The sequence below is a fragment of the Streptomyces sp. NPDC019443 genome, from assembly GCF_044389785.1.
Lineage (GTDB): Bacteria > Actinomycetota > Actinomycetes > Streptomycetales > Streptomycetaceae > Streptomyces.
On the sequence record NZ_JBIRYJ010000001.1, the window covers coordinates 518834 to 536003 of the forward strand.

Here is a 17170-nt window from a genome sequence, read left to right on the forward strand (position 1 = left end):
AGCCGTAACACGCCTGGGGTCGAATGCATGCGGACTGAAAGGTTCCAAGCGGCGGTTGGGCAGGGGCGGCGATGGTGGTGCATCAACTTCCGGTAGAGGCCGGAGTGTTCGCGCGGTACCTGAAGGGTCTGACCGCGCTCCTCGACCGGAGCAGCGGCTGGTACGGCATCTTCTGGCAGCGTGACCCCGACGGGATGCACGCCTGTCTGGACGGCGTCGAGATCCCGCCCTGGGACGTGGTGGAGGCGCTGCTCCACGACCTCGCGGCACGGCGCGGGGCGGGCGTCGCGGAACAGGAGTCCGTCCGCGCGAGACACCTCCACGCGGCGTCGGCGGCGGCCCACGACCGGCGGCCGGGCGGCCGCGAGGCGCTGGGGGAGCGGCTGGAGCTGATGCTCCGGGAAGAGGTGTACGCGACGGGCCGGGCGGAGGAGCTGCTGCGCCGCCTGGCGGGCGAGCCGGAGGGGACGCCCTTGGCGGAGCAGCTGGCCCACGAACTGGAGTGGACCCGCGACGACTACGCGCGAGCGACGTCGCGCGTCGCGGAGTTGCGTTCGAGGCTCGGCGCGCTGGACGCGTCGACGCGCGGCCAACGCCGGGCGCCGGGCGTCGCGGACGCCGGGTACGGGCCGGGGCCCGGCGGGAGCGGTACGCCCGTGGGGTACGTTCCCGCGCAGGCCGCACCGGTGGACGACTGGTACGAGCCGGACGCCAGGTGGCCCGGAGGCGGGGACGCGTCCGCCGCGCCGGACGCCGGGACAGACGTACGGGATACGCCCGGGCCGGACGGGTCGTACGAGGCCTACGAGCGCCCCGGCGAGCCCGACCTCCCCGACGGCTGGTTCCGGCCGGAGCCGGAGGCCGCCCCGGTCCCGGACGCCGCGAGCGAGCCCGACCTCCCCGACGGCTGGTTCCGGCCCGAGTCGGAAGCCACCCCGGGGCCGGGCGCCGCGGGCGCCCTTGCCGAGAGACCCGCGACGCCCCCCGCACCCACCGCACCCCCCGCACCCCCCGCACCCGCCGCCAAGAAGCGGCGTCCCCGTGGCGCCCGGTTCGCCGGGGTCGAGGACGACGGCGAGGAGATCGCAGCCGTGCCCATGCTGCCCGTCGCCGGTGATGTGCCGCGCGGGGCGCGGTACGGCGGGGCGGACCCCGAGCCGCAGGCGCCCGCACCGCCCGTCGCGCCCGCCGGAGCGGGACGGGCCGCCCGCGAGACCGTCGCCGAGCTCGGGCGACTGAGAGCCGAGGGCCGCAGCGGTGAGGCGCATGCCGTGCTCGTCGAGGCTGCCGCCCGGCCCGCGCCCTGGCTGCCCCTCCTCGCCGCCGAGCTGCACCGCGCCGGCCTCGACGCCGACTGGGCCACCCTGCTCTGGGAGACCGCGTCACAGCCCGCCTTGAGGCTGGCCGCCGCCGCCGGCGCACTCGCCGCGGCCGGCCGTACCGAGGACAGCAGGCAGCTGCTGCGCCAGGGCGTCACCCGCCCCGCCGACGACATCGCCGACGCCGTACTCGCCCTCGAGGACGAGGGCCGGGAGCCGGAAGCCCGGGCTTTACTGGCCGCCTACGTACAGATCCACGCCGCCGAGGACACCGCCCGGATTGCCGACCTCGACCCGCGCCGCCTCGTGCCGCGGCTGCTCGACGTCGCCCGTGCGATCTCCGCCGATCACGAGCGGGATCTCGTCCACGCACTGCGCGTAGCAGGTCATCTCGGTGCCTGAAGCCGTTCGGTGTGGACCGCTCGGGTGTGAAACATGATCGACTCTGCGGGTTAACGACGATGGTCTTGCCCCAGTGTGTGACGGGGCTTACGTTCTCCTCCTACGCACGAGCATCTACGTGCGTAGAGGCTCTCTGACGCCCCGCCGAAGGAGCAGCTCATGGCTAACGTCGTACGCGCCGCGCTCGTCCAGGCGACCTGGACCGGCGACACCGAATCCATGATTGCCAAACATGAGGAACACGCCCGCGAGGCCGCCCGCCGGGGTGCCAAGATCATTGGTTTCCAAGAGGTCTTCAACGCTCCCTACTTCTGCCAGGTCCAGGAGCCCGAGCACTACCGCTGGGCCGAGCCCGTCCCGGACGGCCCCACCGTCCGCCGGATGCAGGAGCTCGCCCGCGAGACCGGCATGGTGATCGTGGTCCCGGTCTTCGAGATCGAGGGCGCCGGCTTCTACTACAACACCGCCGCCGTGATCGACGCCGACGGCTCCTACCTCGGCAAATACCGCAAGCACCACATCCCCCAGGTCAAGGGCTTCTGGGAGAAGTACTACTTCAAGCCGGGGAATCTGGGCTGGCCCGTCTTCGACACCGCCGTCGGCAAGGTCGGGGTGTACATCTGCTACGACCGGCACTTCCCGGAGGGCTGGCGTCAACTCGGCCTGAACGGCGCCCAGTTGGTCTACAACCCGTCCGCCACCTCGCGCGGCCTCTCCGGGTATCTCTGGCAGCTGGAGCAGCCCGCGTCCGCCGTCGCCAACGAGTACTTCATCGCCGCCATCAACCGCGTCGGCCAGGAGGAATACGGCGACAACGACTTCTACGGCACCAGCTACTTCGTCGACCCGCGAGGCCAGTTCGTCGGCGACGTCGCCAGCGACAAGGAGGAGGAACTGCTCGTACGGGACCTCGACTTCGACCTGATCGACGTCGTACGACAGCAGTGGGCCTTCTACCGGGACCGGCGCCCCGACGCGTACGACGGGCTGGTGCAGCCATGACCCATCTGTACGACCGTCACAAGGCCGTCATCCCCGACTGGGTCGCGCTCTACTACAAGCAGCCCATCGAGATCACCCACGGCGAGGGCCGCCATGTCTGGGACGCGGACGGCAACCGCTACCTCGACTTCTTCGGCGGCATCCTCACCACGATGACCGCCCACGCCCTCCCCGAGGTCACCAAGGCGGTGAGCGAGCAGGCCGGGCGGATCATCCACTCCTCGACGCTCTATCTCAACCGCCCGATGGTCGAGCTCGCCGAGCGGATTGCCACCCTCTCCGGCATCCCCGACGCACGGGTCTTCTTCACCACCTCCGGCACCGAGGCCAATGACACCGCCCTGCTGCTGGCGACCGGCCACCGCCGCTCCAACCAGATCCTGGCGATGCGCAACAGCTACCACGGCCGGTCCTTCTCGGCGGTCTCCATCACCGGAAACCGGAGCTGGTCGCCCACCAGCCTCTCCCCGCTGCAGACGCTGTACGTGCACGGCGGCGTCCGCACCCGCGGCCCCTACGCCCAGCTGTCCGACGCGCAGTTCATCGAGGCGTGCGTGGCGGACCTGGAGGACGTCCTCGGCCAGACCCGTGGCGGAGTCGCCGCGCTGATCGCCGAACCCATCCAGGGCGTCGGCGGCTTCACATCCCCGCCCGACGGTCTGTACGCCGCGTTCCGCGAAGTCCTCAGCCGGCAGGGCATCCTGTGGATCTCCGACGAGGTGCAGACCGGCTGGGGCCGCACAGGCGAGCACTTCTGGGGCTGGCAGGCGCACGCCGAGAACGGTCCGCCGGACATCCTCACTTTCGCCAAGGGCATCGGCAACGGCATGTCCATCGGCGGCGTCGTCGCCCCCGCAGAGATCATGAACTCCCTGGACGCCAACTCCATTTCGACCTTCGGCGGCTCCCCGGTCACCATGGCGGCGGGCGCCGCCAACCTCTCGTATCTGCTGGAGCACGACCTCCAGGGCAACGCCCGCCGCGTCGGCGGCCTGCTGATCGAGCGGCTGCGGGCCGTCGGCGCGGGTGTGCCCGCCGTACGAGAAGTACGCGGCCGGGGACTGATGATCGCCATCGAGCTGGTCAAGCCAGGCACCGACGAGGCGAACCCCGAAGCGGCATCGGCCGTCATGGAGGCCGCCCGCGAGGGCGGGCTGCTGATCGGCAAGGGAGGCGGCCACAACACCAGCGCCCTGCGCATCGCCCCGCCGCTCTCACTGACCGTCGCCGAGGCGGAAGAGGGCGCCGCCATCCTCGAACAGGCCCTGCACAGCGTCTAGATCGACTGCACAAGAGGGAGCGCACCAGCATGAGCAGCACCCGCACCCTGATCCGCGGCGGCCTGGTCATCACGGCCGCGGACGAGGTCCATGCCGACGTACTGATCGAGGACGGCCGGATCGCCGCGCTCGCCGCGCACGGCTCAGCCGCCGCCGATGCCTGGACCGCGGACCACACCATCGACGCGGCCAACAAGTACGTGATCCCGGGCGGCGTCGACGCGCACACCCATATGGAGCTGCCGTTCGGCGGGACCTTCGCCTCCGACTCCTTCGAGACCGGCACCCGGGCCGCCGCCTGGGGCGGCACCACCACCATCGTCGACTTCGCCGTGCAGTCGGTCGGGCACGCCCTGCGTGAAGGACTGGACGCCTGGTACGCCAAGGCCGACGGCAAATGCGCCATCGACTACGCCTTCCACATGATCCTCTCCGACGTCAACGAGTCGTCGCTGAAGGAGATGGATCTGCTGGTGGAGGAGGGCATCACCTCCTTCAAGCTCTTCATGGCCTACCCCGGCGTCTTCTACAGCGACGACGGGCAGATCCTGCGCGCCATGCAGCGCTCCGCCACCAACGGCGGGCTGATCATGATGCATGCGGAGAACGGCATCGCCATCGACGTCCTGGTGGAACAGGCGCTCGCCGCGGGCCACACCGACCCGCGCTACCACGGCGAGGTGCGCAAGGCCCTGCTCGAGGCGGAGGCAACCCACCGCGCCATCCAGCTCGCCCGGGTCGCAGGCGCTCCCCTCTACGTCGTCCATGTGTCGGCCGAGGAAGCCGTCGCCGAGCTCGCCGCCGCCCGCGACAAGGGGCTCAACGTCTTCGGCGAGACCTGTCCGCAGTATCTCTTCCTCTCCACCGACAACCTCGCCGAGCCGGACTTCGGGGGCGCGAAGTATGTGTGCTCAACTCCCTTGCGCCCCAAGGAACATCAAGCCGCGCTCTGGCGCGGACTGCGGACCAACGACCTCCAGGTCGTCTCCACCGACCACTGTCCCTTCTGCTTCGTCGGCCAGAAGGAACTGGGCCGTGGCGACTTCTCCAAGATTCCCAACGGGCTGCCGGGCGTGGAGAACCGGATGGACCTCCTTCACCAGGCGGTCGTCGACGGACACCTCACCCGCCGCCGCTGGATCGAGGTCGCCTGCGCGACCCCGGCCCGGATGTTCGGCCTCTACCCGAAGAAGGGCACCATCGCGCCGGGCGCGGACGCCGACGTCGTCATCTACGACCCGCACGCCGAGCAGACCCTGTCGGTCGAGACCCACCACATGAACGTCGACTACTCCGCATACGAGGGCAAGCGGATCACCGGCCAGGTTCAGACCGTGCTCTCGCGCGGCGATGTGGTCATCGACCGTCGCAAGTTCACCGGCCGGGCGGGACACGGCCAGTACACCCCCCGAGGCACTTGTCAGTATCTGAACTAGGAGCTCCACGTCATGGACTTCGGACTCGTCCTGCAGACCGACCCGCCGGCCTCGGCCGTCGTCTCACTGATGCGGCGTGCGGAACGCAACGGCTTCCGCTACGGCTGGACCTTCGACTCGGCGGTGCTCTGGCAGGAGCCCTTCGTCATCTACAGCCAGATTCTCGAACACACCCAGAAGCTCCACGTCGGGCCCATGGTGACCAACCCCGGGACCAGAACCTGGGAGGTGACCGCCTCCACCTTCGCGACGCTGAACGACATGTACGGCAACCGCACGGTGTGCGGCATCGGGCGCGGCGACTCCGCGATGCGCGTCGCAGGCCGCAAACCCAACACCCTGGCCAGGCTCGGCGAGGCGATCGGCGTCATCCGCGACCTCGCCGAGGGCCGGGAGGCCGTGGTCGACGGGCAGCCCGTCCAGTTGCCATGGGTGCGGGACGGAAAGCTGCCGGTGTGGATGGCGGCGTACGGGCCCAAGGCGCTGGCGCTCGCAGGCCAGAAAGCCGACGGGTTCATCCTCCAGCTCGCCGACCTGTATCTGACCGAGTCAATGGTCAAGGCGGTCCGCGCCGCCGCGTCGGACGCCGGGCGCGACCCGGACTCCATCACCATCTGCGTCGCCGCGCCCGCATACGTGGGCGACGACATCGAGCACGCCCGCGAGCAGTGCCGCTGGTTCGGCGGGATGGTCGGCAACCACGTCGCCGACCTCGTGTCCCGCTACGGCGAGCACTCCGACCTGGTGCCCGAAGCCCTCACCTCGTACATCAAGGCACGCGAGGGCTACGACTACAGCCACCACGGCCGCGCCGGGAACCCGTCCACGGACTTCGTCCCGGACGAGATCGTCGACCGCTTCTGTCTGCTCGGCCCGGCCGAGGCGCACATCGAGAAGCTGAAGGCGCTGCGCGAGCTGGGCGTCGACCAGTTCGCCGTCTACAACATGCACGACGCGAAGGAAGCGACCATCGACGCGTACGGCTCCGAGATCATCCCGGCACTCAACCGCTGAAGGAGCCAACGCACATGACCGAGACCGTTCAACCCGCGCCGTCCAGCGGCTGGATAAACGACTCTGCGGGCCGCGTCGAGCTCGCGCCCGGCGCGGCTCCTACCGACAGCCGCTTCGTCAATGACGATCTGCTGCCCGTTCCCGTCGCGCAACGCCGCTGGACGACGTACAACTTCGCCGCGCTGTGGGTCGGCATGGCCCACAACATCCCGTCCTGGCTGCTCGCTTCCGGCCTCGTCGCCCTCGGCATGGACTGGAAGCAGGCGGTGTTCACCATCGCCCTCGCCAATCTGATCGTGCTCGCACCGATGCTGCTGACCGGGCACGCGGGACCGAAGTACGGCATTCCCTTCCCCGTGCTCGCGCGCGCCTCCTTCGGGCTGCGCGGAGCGAATCTGCCGGCGCTGGTCCGGGCCGGGGTGGCCTGTGCGTGGTTCGGCATCCAGACGTGGATCGGCGGGCAGGGCATCTTCATCCTGCTCGGCAAGATCTTCGGCGGCTGGGCGAAGGCGGCCGAGGTCGGCGGGCAGCCGTGGACGCTGTGGGTGTGCTTCGTGCTCTTCTGGGTGCTCGAACTGGCCATCATCTACCGGGGGATGGAGACGCTGCGACGGTTCGAGAACTGGGCCGCGCCGTTCGTCATCGTCGGCGCGCTGGTGCTGCTGGTGTGGATAACCGCCAAGGCGGGCGGCCTCGGACCGCTCCTCGACCAGCCTTCGAAGCTCGGCTGGGGCGCCGACTTCTGGCCGGTCTTCTTCCCTTCGCTGATGGGGATGATCGCCTTCTGGTCGACGCTGTCCCTTAACATTCCGGACTTCACCCGCTTCGGCGCGGGCCAACGGGCCCAGATCTGGGGCCAGTCGCTCGGTCTGCCGACGACAATGACCCTCTTCGCACTGCTGTCGGTCTTCGTCACTTCCGGCTCCCAGGCGGTGTACGGGGCGGCGGTCTGGGACCCGGTCGCGCTCGCCGCCAAGACCGACAATGTCTTCGGCCTTCTCTTCGCCCTGGTGACCGTGCTGATCGCGACGATCTCGGTGAACATCGCGGCCAACGTCGTCTCACCCGCGTACGACCTGGCGAACCTGGCGCCGAAGCTGATCAACTTCCGTAGGGGAGCGCTGATCACGGGTGTCGTCGGCGTGCTGATCATGCCGTGGAAGCTGACCGAGACACCCGAGCTCTACATCTTCACCTGGCTCGGCCTGGTCGGCGGTCTGCTCGGCACGGTCGCGGGCATTCTGATCGCCGACTACTGGGTCATCCGCCGCACCGTCCTCGACCTGGCCGGTCTCTACGCCCCTGGCGGCCGCTACTGGTACACCTCCGGCTGGAATCTGCGCGCTGTCGCCGCTTTCGCCGTCGGCGGAGTGCTGGCGGTGGGCGGCTCGCACTCGGCCGAGGGGAAGGGGCCGTTCCCCGAGGAGGGACTGATCCCCCTCCTCAAGCCCCTCGCGAACTACGGCTGGGCGGTGGGCCTCGCCGCGGCGCTGGTGCTCTATGTCGTGCTGATGCTGCCGGTTGCCCGCGCCGCCCGGCACTGAAGCTCGGGGCATTCAGGGCCCGGCGTTGAGGGCCCGGCACCGAAGCCCTGGCATTGAGGCCCCGGAACGGAGCGCACGGCGGCCAGGGGTCAGCGGCTCTCGCGTTGTGCCTCCACGATGTGGCGGACCGTGCGGTCCGCGCCGCTCGCGCGCCGCTGGACGCGTTCGGAGAAGCCGGGGAACTGGCCGCCGATCGCGGTGAGCACCTTCATCTCGACGGGGGCGACGTTCACTTCGGCCCGGTCCTGCTCGATGGCGCGGACGACGCCCGCGACGACCTGCCGGGGTGAGACCGTGCGCAGCCCAGCCGGGGCATCCGCTCCGGTCGCCGCGAACATGCCCGCGTCCCGTACGAACCCGGGCTGGACGATGGACACGCCGACCCCGTGGTCATGCAGATCCTGGCGCAGCGAGAGCGCGAAGCCGCGCAGGCCGAACTTGGTGGCGTCGTACAGCGCGGAGTACTTCGTCGCCGTCTTGCCGGACATCGAGCCGACGAATGCCAGATGGCCCCGCCGCGCCTCGACCATCGCCGGGGCGAGCAGCCGGGCGAGCATGGCCGGGGCGCGGAGGTTGACCGCGAGGGCGCGGTCGATCTGGTCGGGGGTGTAGTCCAGCAGTTCACCGCTCGAGGGCAGGGCGGCGTTGGCGATCAGGATGTCCGTGCCGGCGGCCTCGCGAGCGAGCCGTTCCACGTCGTCCGGGTCGGCGAGATCGGCGACGACCGTGCGCGCGCCATAGCGGCCGGCGAGCGGTTCCAGTGCCTCGCGGCGGCGGCCGCTCAGTATCAACTTCGTTCCCGTGGCGGCCAGTTCGGCGGCGAGCGCGCCGCCGATGCCGCCGGTGACCCCGGTGAGCAGAACGGTTGCTCCGGTGATGCGCATCTGGTTACCCTCCAGTTCTGTTCGTTCGAACGAACAATAGGAGGCGGGGCGGTCGTGTCCACAGAAGATTCCGGCGGACTGGCGGAGCACACACGTGAGTTGACGGACGGTCGGACGACGTCCGAAGCGCTGGTGAAGAGCGCGATCGAGCGCATCGAGGCCAGCCAGTCCACCATCAACGCCTTCCGCTGGGTACGCGGCGATGCGGCGCTCGCGGAGGCCAGGGACGCGGACCGGCGCCTCACGGCGGGGGAGCGGCTGCCGCTCCTCGGCGTGCCCCTCGCCGTCAAGGACGACACCGATGTGGCAGGGCTGCCCACCCTCTTCGGCTGCTGCGGCGAGCTCGCTCCGGCCGTGACGGACGGCGAAGCGGTACGCCGCCTCCGCGCGGCCGGAGCCGTGATCGTCGGCAAGACCAACTCCTGTGAACTCGGCCAGTGGCCGTTCACCGAGGGACCCGCCTTCGGCGCCACCCGTAACCCCTGGTCCACCGACCACACCCCGGGCGGCTCGTCCGGCGGCTCAGCGGCCGCCGTCGCCGCCGGGCTCGTACCCGCCGCGCTCGGCTCCGACGGCGCGGGATCGGTCCGCATCCCGTCTGCCTGGACCCACCTCGTGGGCATCAAACCGCAGCGCGGACGCGTCTCCCTGCACCCCTACGCCGACGCCTTCCAGGGTCTCGCCGTCAACGGCCCGCTCGCCCGCACCGTCGCCGACGCCGCTCTGCTGCTCGACGTGGTGCAGGGCCCGCACCCCGAGGACCTGCACCGCCCGGACGCCATCAACGCCTCCGCCGCCGCCCGCCGCGACCCGGGACGGCTGCGCATCGCCCTGGCCTGGCGGCCCCCGCTCACCCTCACCCGCACCGTGCCCCACCCAGAGGTGCGCCGCGCCGTCACCGCGCTCGCCGAGGCGCTCGCCCGCCTCGGCCACCACGTGGAGGAGGCCCGGCCGCGCTACGGCCTGATCGGCCTCGCGTTCGTGCCGCGCGCCACCGCGGGCATCGCGGAGGTCGCCGCCCTGCACCCCGACCCCGCCCTGCTCGACCCGCGCACCCGCCATGCCATGCGCAACGGCCGCCGGCTCGGCGGCCGCGTCGTGCGCGCCGCCCGCGCCCGCGAGGCCCGCCAGCACGCAAGGATCGGCGCGATCTTCGACTCGTACGACGTCGTCCTCACGCCGACCACCGCGGCTCCGCCCCCGCGCATCGGCGCCTTCGACGGACTCAGCGCCTGGCGCACCGACGCGACGATGGCGGCCGCGTGCCCCTACGCATGGCCCTGGAACGTCCTCGGCTGGCCCGGCGTCAACGTCCCCGCCGGACTCACGGCCGACGGACTGCCCGTCGGCGCCCAATTGCTCGGCCCTGAGGGCAGCGAGGAACGGCTGATCTCGCTCGCCGCCCAACTGGAGGCGGACCAGCGGTGGTACGAGAAGCGGCCGCCCGCCCCGGTGATCCCCGGGAGCGTGCCGGTGGAACAATGACCGTCATGTCCAATCCGGCCCGCTCCGCCCCGACCCGGCAGCGCATCATCACCGCCGTCCTGCAGATCATCGGCAAGGACGGGGTCGCGGCGGTCACCAACCGGCGGATCGCCAAGGAGGCCGGGGTCTCGCTCGGCTCGGTCACGTACCACTTCGAGACCCAGCACGAGCTGCTGCGCGAGAGCCTGCTGCACTTCGTGCGCGAGGAGACCCGCCGCTTCACCGAACTGGCAGACCAGTGCCAGAGCGACGGCGTCGACATCGACGGCGCCGCCGCCCTGGCGGGCCAGGTGGCGGGCGGCACCGCCTTCGACAGCGAGCACATCGCGCCCTTCGAGCTGTACGTCCAGGCCGGGCGCGACGAGCGGCTGCGGGAAGCGGCCGCCGAGGCCTTCGCCGCGTACGACCGGCTCGCGGCGCAGATCCTCACCGGCCTCGGTGTCCCGGACGCCGAACGCCTCGCCGCCACCACAGTCGCGCTGGTGATGGGCCTTCAACTGCGCAGACTGGCGACGGGCGACCCGGCCGACGACCTGGTCGACGCGCTGCTGCTGCTCGCGCGGGGAGCGGTCGGCCACGACGCCGGGCGGGCCGGCTTCTCGGGCGGCTGACCCATTCGCCGGTCCTGCCGTGCGGACCGTGGGACTGCACCGCGAAAATTCACCTCTACGGTGTCGGACCGGGGGTTCCCGAGAGGCAGTGGTGAAAGTGGCCGTCGGCGCATCGAGCGTCACCATCCCGCGGGAACCGGGTGACGGCCCCGGCCCGCGGCTGTGGAAGGGCCGTCGACGTCTCCTCCGCTCGTGGACGACCGCCTGGACGGTGGGCCTCTCCCTGCTGCCTCTCGGGCTGCTCGCCATGGCCTCGTGGCTGGGCCGCCAGGTCCGCCCCAGTGCGGATGAGTGGTGCTTCCTGCCCACCGTGCGTGACCACGGCGTCCCGGGGCTGATCGCGAAGTTCTACGTCACCGACAACGGGAGGATCGGCAATGGCTTGCTCATCGGGCTGTACACGAAATTCCCGGTCGCCGGCCATCAGTGGTTCGCTCTGATCAGCGGTGTTCTCATGCTGGTCCTGCTGTGGGCCCTGACCGTGCAACTGCTGCGCATGGCCGGCCAGAGGGTGCCACGCGGAGCCGTGCTGCTCGTGGCGTCCATGATCACGGCGGTCTTCCTCTTCGCCACCCCCAATACGTACAAGACGTTCTACTGGCCCGCCGCCTCGGTCTCGCACACCGTGCCTCCGGTGCTGGCCTGCGCGGCGGCCATCCCGTTGCTGCGGGCGCGCAGTCGGCGGGGCCGGATCGCTGCTCTGGCCGTCGTGCTGGTGGCGGGTGTCTTCATGGGGACGCTCTCCGAGGAGACATCGGTCGTCGCCCTGGTGGTGCTTTCGGGGGTGGTACTGCTCAGCCGTCGGCTCTTCACCGAGCGGGTCCGGGCCTTCGCCCGTGACTGGTCCCTGGCCGGCATGGCCGGGATCGGCATCGGAGCGCTCGTGCTGGTGACGTCCCCGGGGTCGCGCAACCGGCGTGCGCGATTCGGCGCCGAGACCGACTCCGTGCTCGCCCCCGAATCGCTGATCGCCTCGCTGCGCGGGTACGTGCACATCCTGGAGACGATCCTCACGACCTGGCAGTACGCGGGAGCGTTCGCGGCCGGAGTACTGCTGGGCCTGTTGGCGCGGGGCCCGGGCGAGAGGGGATGGAATCGGGCGGTCCTGCTGCCGTGCCGACCGCTGCTGCTCACATCCTTCGGCGCACTGGCCTTCCTCCTTTCCGGCTACCTCTGCACCGTCATCACCTACCCGGTCTTCGGCGCACGGGTGGTGGCCGCGGAGCGGACGTGGAACGACTACCTCCTGCTGTACGTCCTGCTGCTCGTGGGCGTCGGCGCCTTCCTGGGACGCGCGCTGCGTCTGCGTGGGCGGCTGATGGGCGTGGCGACGGCAGCGGCCGCGACGGTGTGCGCGGCGGCCGTAGGGGGCCTGCTCGCCCCGCTCCACCACCTGGGCCAGGAAATGCAGGTACGGGCTCGCCAGTGGGACCGTCAGGACCACTGGCTGCGCGACCAGGCGGCGCGCGGCGCGAAGGTTCTTCCGTACAAGCCGCTCTCAGTCAGCGGGATGCTGGAGCCGTTCGGCTCGGAAGGGCGCAGGATCTGGCCGGCCCGGTGCGTCGCCGACTACTACCACCTGGACCGGGTCACTCATTCGGTGCAGCTCCCCTGACCTGCTCCGGCGAACGCTGCGGGGATTGCGGGGGCTGCGGCCCGGAACGTGGGTTGGCAGCCGCGCCGGGGGTGAGGGCCCATCGGGCGAGCAGGAACGAGAGCGGTGTGACAAGGACACCCGCGACGATGGCGGAGAGGTTCTCGTCCATGCCCAGCCTGCTCACGGCGAGATGGAGAAGGATTCCGCCGCCCACGACGTTGGCCGCGCCCGACAGCGGATACCGGGCGAAGGCACGCCAGGTCGGCCGCGTACGGACGGTGACATACGAGTTGAGCAGGAACGATCCGGTGATGCTCACCGCGTAGCCCACGACATGGGCCGCCAGATAGGGCATCCAGATGTTCAGCGCGGCGTATACGGCGTAGTAGACGGCCGTGTTGGCGAGGCCGATCGCGGCGAAGACGGTGAACTGCCGGAAGGCGGGCGGAGCTTTCATGACTCCGGCCGTACGTGTCCGGCAGCTTCCAGCGAGAGGCCAGAGTTGCCGGAGTTACGGACTGCGGCGGAGTCGTCCGTTTCGCGGACCACATAGTGCGGCCGACGCTTCGACTCGTGGTAGATCCGGCCCACGTACTCCCCGATGACGCCGAGAGTGGCCAGCTGGATTCCACTGAGCGCGACGATGGCGGTGATGAGTGTCGCGTAACCGGGGGTCTCGACACCGTTCAGGACGACATTCGCGACGATCCACAGGGCGTAGGCGAGCGCGGACACAAAGAGCCAGAGACCGGTGTGGACGGCCAGCCGCAGCGGACGGCTGTTGAAGGAGAGCAGCCCGTCGATGCCGTAGTCGAGCAGACGCCGGCCGCCCCACTTGGACTGCCCGGCAGCTCGCTGGACGTTCTGGTACGTGAAGCTGACCGTGTCGAAGCCGATCCAGGAGAAGAGTCCCTTGGAGAATCGGTTGCTCTCCGGGAGCGACAGGACGCAGTCGACCGCACGACGCGACAAGAGCCGGAAATCGCCCGCCCCGTCGGCGATCTCGACGTCCATGAAGTGACGTACAAGGCGGTAGTAGGCCCTGCTGAGGGCGGTCCGCAGGACACCTTCGCCCGTACGGTCGCGCTGGGCCACGACCTGGTCGTAGCCGTGGTGGTGCAGCTCCAGCATGCGGGAAAGGAGCTCGGGGGGATGCTGCAGATCGGCGTCCATGAGGACGACCACAGCACCGCGGGACATGCGCATTCCGGCGAGGATGGCGGATTCCTTGCCGAAGTTCCGGCTGAAGGAGGTGTAGCGCACCCGCGGAGCAGCTCCCGCGAGGCTTCTCAGACGCTCCATGGTCCGGTCGCTGCTGCCGTCGTCGACGTAGCAGATCTCGAAGGTCGCCCCGGTCGGTTCGAGAGCGGTGATCAGAGCGCCATGAAAGGCGTCGATCACTTCGCTCTCGTTGAAACACGGCACGACGACCGAAATATCGACCATTGCCATCTCACTCCATGCGCCGGTGTGCGGGTGGCGGCTGCACGTTCCCTGGAACGTGCGCTGCCACCTCCAGTGGAGCGCGGTGGCGGGCTGAGGACAGTCCCACGCACGCCACACGGGTGAGCGGAGCTGCGGAATGGGACCGGTCGGCGATCCACTGCGGGGCGCCGGTACGCAGCGACGAACCGCTCCGACCCGGTCAGCCGGCGTCGAGGACGAGGTCGACGACCGGGCGGTAAGCGCTCTCCCGCTCGCCGCCCAGCGTCGCGTGGGTGGCGATACGGAAGATCAGGGCGCGGATGAGGATTTGGCGCCAGTCGGGCAGATGCGACCACCGCTCGAGCAGCGCGGGATCGGCCTCGTACCAGCACAGCGCGTCGACGGCGACCACCGCGGAGGCGTAGGCCGCGGGACGCCAGTAAGGCGGCCAGTCGGTGATCGCGGGAGGCCGGCCCGGCTCGAAGAGGACATTGCCCAGCAGATCGCCGTGGATGATCTGGGCGGGGGCGTCGACGGTGCCGCGCTCGGCGAGGAGGGGCTTCAGCAGGGGGAAGTCCGGGGCCTGCTCGGTCTCCTGCCAGGCCAGCCGGTCCGCGCGGGACCAGGGGGTGTCGCGTACGCGGAGGAAACGCGGCCTGGGCAGGTCCGCCAGTGCCGCGTGGAAGGCTTCGCCCGCCCGGATGATCTCGTCGGCGCGGTGCGGATCGGTGGATCCGCCGACCAGCCGCCACGCCTCCCAGCCGTGCGTCGCCCAGGATCCGTCCGTCGTCGGGACCGGGCGGGCGACCCGGAAGCCGGGGGCCTCGGGCAGATGGTGCAGGACGCCCGCGCGCCACGCGGTCTCCGGCTCCATCGCTGCGGGCTTGAGCACCAGGGCGCCGGAGCGCCAGGCGGAGCCCTGGCCGCCGGGGAGGGGGACCGGTGTTCCGGCGGCCCCGAAGGCGGCGAGCACGGAAGAGGATGGGGCGGGGGACTGGCTCATGGCCGGGGATCGTAGGCGGCCAGCCTGCACGGACGCCGAACATTTTCTCCGTGCCCGATGAATTCGCGGTGCCGCGCGGGCCGTTCGACGAGTACCGGTTGATTCGGCGAGTACCAGTGGACGAGCACCAGTGAAGGAGCCTCGACGCGCCGAACTGGCACAGCGACAGCTTCCCTGGCTTCTTCTACCCGCGCGGCATGCGGCCGGGCAGCGTCACCGTCGAGTCGAGTCCCGCATGGACCCGGGCGTCATCGCCGGTCTGCGGCTGCGTGGCCATGACGTCACCGTCGGCGACGCCTGGTCGGAGGGCAGGCTGTGCGCGGTCCCCAGGGACCCGAGCACGGGTGTGCTGTCCGCCGCGGCGAACCCTGGGGGAATGCAGGGTTACGCGGTGGGGCGCTGAGCGGACAGCCCCATGTCAGCGGGCCGTGCTTAGCTGGGGGAATGATCGATGACTTTTTGAACGGTGATCTGTCCGACGTCGAGGAGGCGGTCCGCAAGGCTGCCGCCACCGAGATCATGCCGCGTTACCGCCAGCTCGCCGCGCACGAGATCGTCGAGAAGAGCGGGCCGCACGATCTGGTGACGACCGCCGACCGTCTCGCCGAGGAGCACCTCACCGCTTCCCTGACGGCCCTGCTCCCCGGTTCCGTGGTGGTCGGCGAGGAGGCTGTGCACGCGGACCCGTCCGTGTACGAGGCGCTGCGCCGCGACGCCCCCGTGTGGATCGTCGACCCGGTCGACGGAACCTGGCACTTCGCCCACGGGGATCCGGGGTTCTGCACGCTGGTCGCCCTCGCCCAGCGCGGCGAGGTGCTCGCCTCCTGGACGTACGCACCGGTGCTCGACGAAATGGCGACAGCGATACGGGGCGGCGGCGCCCACCTCAACGGCACGCCGCTACGGGCGGGTTCACCGGCGCCGGGGGTGGCGCTGGAGGTGGCCATGTCCCACCCGGACTACACGACCCCGGAACAGAAGCAGGCGCTGCTCGGCCTGAACGTGGAGGGAGTGCACGCGCGGCCCTGCGGCTCGGCGGGCCTGGAGTATCTCCGCGTGGCACGGGGCGAGTTGGACGCGGTTGCCTTCTCCTGGGAGAACGCGTGGGACCACGCGGCGGGCCTGCTCCTGGTGATGGAGGCGGGCGGGGCGCACATGACGGTGGCCGGCGAGCCGTTCCGTATCGCGGGCGGGAACGCGCTCCCGTTCACGGCGGCGAGGGACGCGGAGACGGCGGAGCGGGTACGTAGCCTGCTGGCGGGGTGACAGGAACGACCCCGTGCGGCCGCGGGTCCCGGCGGATGCGCACCTGCCCGCACCTCGCGGGTCAGCTCAACGCCACCCGCGCCTCGCGGACCAGTTCCCCCGCCGCCTCGACCGCCCCCACGTCGAGCCCCCTCAGCGCCGCCGCGACCCGCCCCGCGAACCCCTCCGGCGCGGCCCGCAGCGCCGTCGCCGTCGTCAGCGCGCCCTTTTCGTTCAGGCACCACACCCTGGCGTGCGCGTGCAGGGACTGCACCAGGACGCCGAATGCCCGGGACAGGCACAGCGACACATGCAGCACATCGCCCGAGCGCGCCGACTTCCGTGCCGCCGCAACCGAGAAGTCCGCCTCCCACACGGCGTCGATCAGCGCCCGGCGCAAGGACTCCGGGTACTCCTGCGTCTCCGCCCGCAGCGCCGCCAACTCGCCCTGGGTGTCGGCCAGTACGCGGCACAGGGCCACCTCGCCCGCGTACGCGGGCGACCAGAAGCCCAGCGGGTGCCCCGGCTGTACGCCCGTCTCGTAGCGGCCGGCCCGGCAGTCCGCCCAGACCCGCTCCACCCGGTCCAGGTCGCGCAGGATCCAGTCCACCGGCGTGCCGTCCACGGACAGCCACGCGCCGCCGTTGACCCACGGGCCCCAGCCCCCGGGCCCGGCGACCTCCACCGGCTCGCCGGTAATCTCCGCGGCGAGGGACGCCAGAGCTCCGGCATCCACTGAACCCCGGTAGTAGACGCCCAGGTCCCAGTCGGAGTCCGGGCGGTGCGATCCGCGAGCGCGGCTGCCGCCCAGGGCCACCGCACGCACCCCGCGCACCGCCGTGAGCTGCTGCGCCATCGCTTCGATCTTGGAATTCATCGTGCCGGACACTACCCGGGCCCCCGCTGTCGGCGCCCCGGAATAT

Annotated in this window: 15 protein-coding genes and 1 pseudogene; 11 read left to right on the forward strand and 5 right to left on the reverse strand. The window is 70.8% G+C overall.

Features of this window, described 5'->3' with window-relative positions; genetic code table 11:
• Window positions 1-71: 71 nt before the first annotated feature.
• The 6 genes from ACH492_RS02385 to ACH492_RS02410 all read left to right on the forward strand — a co-directional run bounded on the left by ACH492_RS02385 (window position 72) and on the right by ACH492_RS02410 (window position 7997).
• The gene (locus ACH492_RS02385) at window positions 72-1721 is read left to right on the forward strand and encodes a hypothetical protein (protein ID WP_398981909.1); all 1650 of its coding nucleotides are present in this window, start codon (window positions 72-74) and stop codon (window positions 1719-1721) included.
• Window positions 1722-1880: 159 nt separating this feature from the next.
• Window positions 1881-2723, forward strand: a complete 843-nt coding sequence (locus ACH492_RS02390; RefSeq protein WP_398981911.1) for a nitrilase-related carbon-nitrogen hydrolase — start codon at window positions 1881-1883, stop codon at window positions 2721-2723.
• Window positions 2720-4003, forward strand: coding sequence for an aspartate aminotransferase family protein (locus tag ACH492_RS02395; protein ID WP_398981913.1), 1284 nt, complete (start codon window positions 2720-2722; stop codon window positions 4001-4003). Before ACH492_RS02390 ends, ACH492_RS02395 begins: the two co-directional genes overlap by 4 nt.
• Before the next feature lie 29 nt (window positions 4004-4032).
• On the forward strand, window positions 4033-5439 hold the full coding sequence (hydA, locus tag ACH492_RS02400; protein WP_398981915.1) for a dihydropyrimidinase: 1407 nt from the start codon (window positions 4033-4035) through the stop codon (window positions 5437-5439).
• A gap of 12 nt (window positions 5440-5451) precedes the next feature.
• Complete coding sequence (locus tag ACH492_RS02405; RefSeq protein WP_398981917.1) at window positions 5452-6453, forward strand: TIGR03842 family LLM class F420-dependent oxidoreductase; 1002 nt, start codon at window positions 5452-5454, stop codon at window positions 6451-6453.
• Window positions 6454-6467: 14 nt separating this feature from the next.
• Window positions 6468-7997 carry an NCS1 family nucleobase:cation symporter-1 gene (locus ACH492_RS02410; protein ID WP_398981919.1) on the forward strand — a complete coding sequence of 510 codons (1530 nt, stop codon included), beginning with the start codon at window positions 6468-6470 and terminating at the stop codon, window positions 7995-7997.
• An 89-nt stretch (window positions 7998-8086) separates the two neighbouring features.
• On the opposite strand, the gene ACH492_RS02415 is transcribed toward ACH492_RS02410, so the two are convergent.
• On the reverse strand, window positions 8087-8881 hold the full coding sequence (locus ACH492_RS02415; protein ID WP_398981921.1) for an SDR family NAD(P)-dependent oxidoreductase: 795 nt from the start codon (window positions 8879-8881) through the stop codon (window positions 8087-8089).
• 54 nt (window positions 8882-8935) lie between these two features.
• Between ACH492_RS02415 and ACH492_RS02420 the strand changes: the two genes are divergently transcribed.
• The 3 genes from ACH492_RS02420 to ACH492_RS02430 all read left to right on the forward strand — a co-directional run bounded on the left by ACH492_RS02420 (window position 8936) and on the right by ACH492_RS02430 (window position 12592).
• Window positions 8936-10366, forward strand: a complete 1431-nt coding sequence (locus ACH492_RS02420) for an amidase (protein WP_398981923.1) — start codon at window positions 8936-8938, stop codon at window positions 10364-10366.
• Window positions 10367-10371: 5 nt separating this feature from the next.
• Window positions 10372-10977: a TetR/AcrR family transcriptional regulator gene (locus ACH492_RS02425; RefSeq protein WP_398981924.1), complete on the forward strand. Its 606-nt coding sequence runs from the start codon at window positions 10372-10374 to the stop codon at window positions 10975-10977.
• A 97-nt stretch (window positions 10978-11074) separates the two neighbouring features.
• A complete protein-coding gene (locus ACH492_RS02430) occupies window positions 11075-12592 on the forward strand; it encodes a DUF6056 family protein (RefSeq protein ID WP_398983257.1) in 1518 nt (505 codons plus the stop codon).
• Here the strand turns inward: ACH492_RS02430 and ACH492_RS02435 are convergent.
• From ACH492_RS02435 to ACH492_RS02445, 3 genes are all read right to left on the reverse strand, one after another.
• Window positions 12567-13031: a GtrA family protein gene (locus ACH492_RS02435; protein ID WP_398981926.1), complete on the reverse strand. Its 465-nt coding sequence runs from the start codon at window positions 13029-13031 to the stop codon at window positions 12567-12569. The genes ACH492_RS02430 and ACH492_RS02435 overlap by 26 nt on opposite strands.
• On the reverse strand, window positions 13028-14020 hold the full coding sequence (locus ACH492_RS02440; protein ID WP_398983259.1) for a glycosyltransferase family 2 protein: 993 nt from the start codon (window positions 14018-14020) through the stop codon (window positions 13028-13030). Before ACH492_RS02440 ends, ACH492_RS02435 begins: the two co-directional genes overlap by 4 nt.
• A 199-nt stretch (window positions 14021-14219) precedes the next feature.
• The gene (locus ACH492_RS02445; protein ID WP_398981928.1) at window positions 14220-15002 is read right to left on the reverse strand and encodes a TIGR02569 family protein; all 783 of its coding nucleotides are present in this window, start codon (window positions 15000-15002) and stop codon (window positions 14220-14222) included.
• A gap of 137 nt (window positions 15003-15139) precedes the next feature.
• On the opposite strand from ACH492_RS02445, the pseudogene ACH492_RS02450 reads away from it, so the two are divergent.
• Window positions 15140-15405 (forward strand): annotated as a pseudogene (locus ACH492_RS02450) (gamma-glutamyltransferase family protein); the annotation flags it as partial.
• Window positions 15406-15446: 41 nt separating this feature from the next.
• On the forward strand, window positions 15447-16268 hold the full coding sequence (locus ACH492_RS02455) for an inositol monophosphatase family protein (RefSeq protein WP_398981930.1): 822 nt from the start codon (window positions 15447-15449) through the stop codon (window positions 16266-16268).
• A gap of 61 nt (window positions 16269-16329) precedes the next feature.
• Here the strand turns inward: ACH492_RS02455 and ACH492_RS02460 are convergent, their stop codons facing one another.
• Window positions 16330-17124, reverse strand: coding sequence for a nucleotidyltransferase domain-containing protein (locus ACH492_RS02460; RefSeq protein WP_398981932.1), 795 nt, complete (start codon window positions 17122-17124; stop codon window positions 16330-16332).
• Window positions 17125-17170: the final 46 nt, after the last annotated feature.

Coding starts and splice junctions, on each gene's coding strand:
- ACH492_RS02385 (WP_398981909.1), top strand. CDS start 72: ATGGTGGTGCATCAACTTCCGGTAGAGGCCGGAGTGTTCGCGCGGTAC.
- ACH492_RS02390 (WP_398981911.1), top strand. CDS start 1,881: ATGGCTAACGTCGTACGCGCCGCGCTCGTCCAGGCGACCTGGACCGGC.
- ACH492_RS02395 (WP_398981913.1), top strand. CDS start 2,720: ATGACCCATCTGTACGACCGTCACAAGGCCGTCATCCCCGACTGGGTC.
- hydA (WP_398981915.1), top strand. CDS start 4,033: ATGAGCAGCACCCGCACCCTGATCCGCGGCGGCCTGGTCATCACGGCC.
- ACH492_RS02405 (WP_398981917.1), top strand. CDS start 5,452: ATGGACTTCGGACTCGTCCTGCAGACCGACCCGCCGGCCTCGGCCGTC.
- ACH492_RS02410 (WP_398981919.1), top strand. CDS start 6,468: ATGACCGAGACCGTTCAACCCGCGCCGTCCAGCGGCTGGATAAACGAC.
- ACH492_RS02415 (WP_398981921.1), bottom strand. CDS start 8,881: ATGCGCATCACCGGAGCAACCGTTCTGCTCACCGGGGTCACCGGCGGC.
- ACH492_RS02425 (WP_398981924.1), top strand. CDS start 10,372: ATGTCCAATCCGGCCCGCTCCGCCCCGACCCGGCAGCGCATCATCACC.
- ACH492_RS02435 (WP_398981926.1), bottom strand. CDS start 13,031: ATGAAAGCTCCGCCCGCCTTCCGGCAGTTCACCGTCTTCGCCGCGATC.
- ACH492_RS02440 (WP_398983259.1), bottom strand. CDS start 14,020: ATGGTCGATATTTCGGTCGTCGTGCCGTGTTTCAACGAGAGCGAAGTG.
- ACH492_RS02445 (WP_398981928.1), bottom strand. CDS start 15,002: ATGAGCCAGTCCCCCGCCCCATCCTCTTCCGTGCTCGCCGCCTTCGGG.
- ACH492_RS02455 (WP_398981930.1), top strand. CDS start 15,447: ATGATCGATGACTTTTTGAACGGTGATCTGTCCGACGTCGAGGAGGCG.
- ACH492_RS02460 (WP_398981932.1), bottom strand. CDS start 17,124: ATGAATTCCAAGATCGAAGCGATGGCGCAGCAGCTCACGGCGGTGCGC.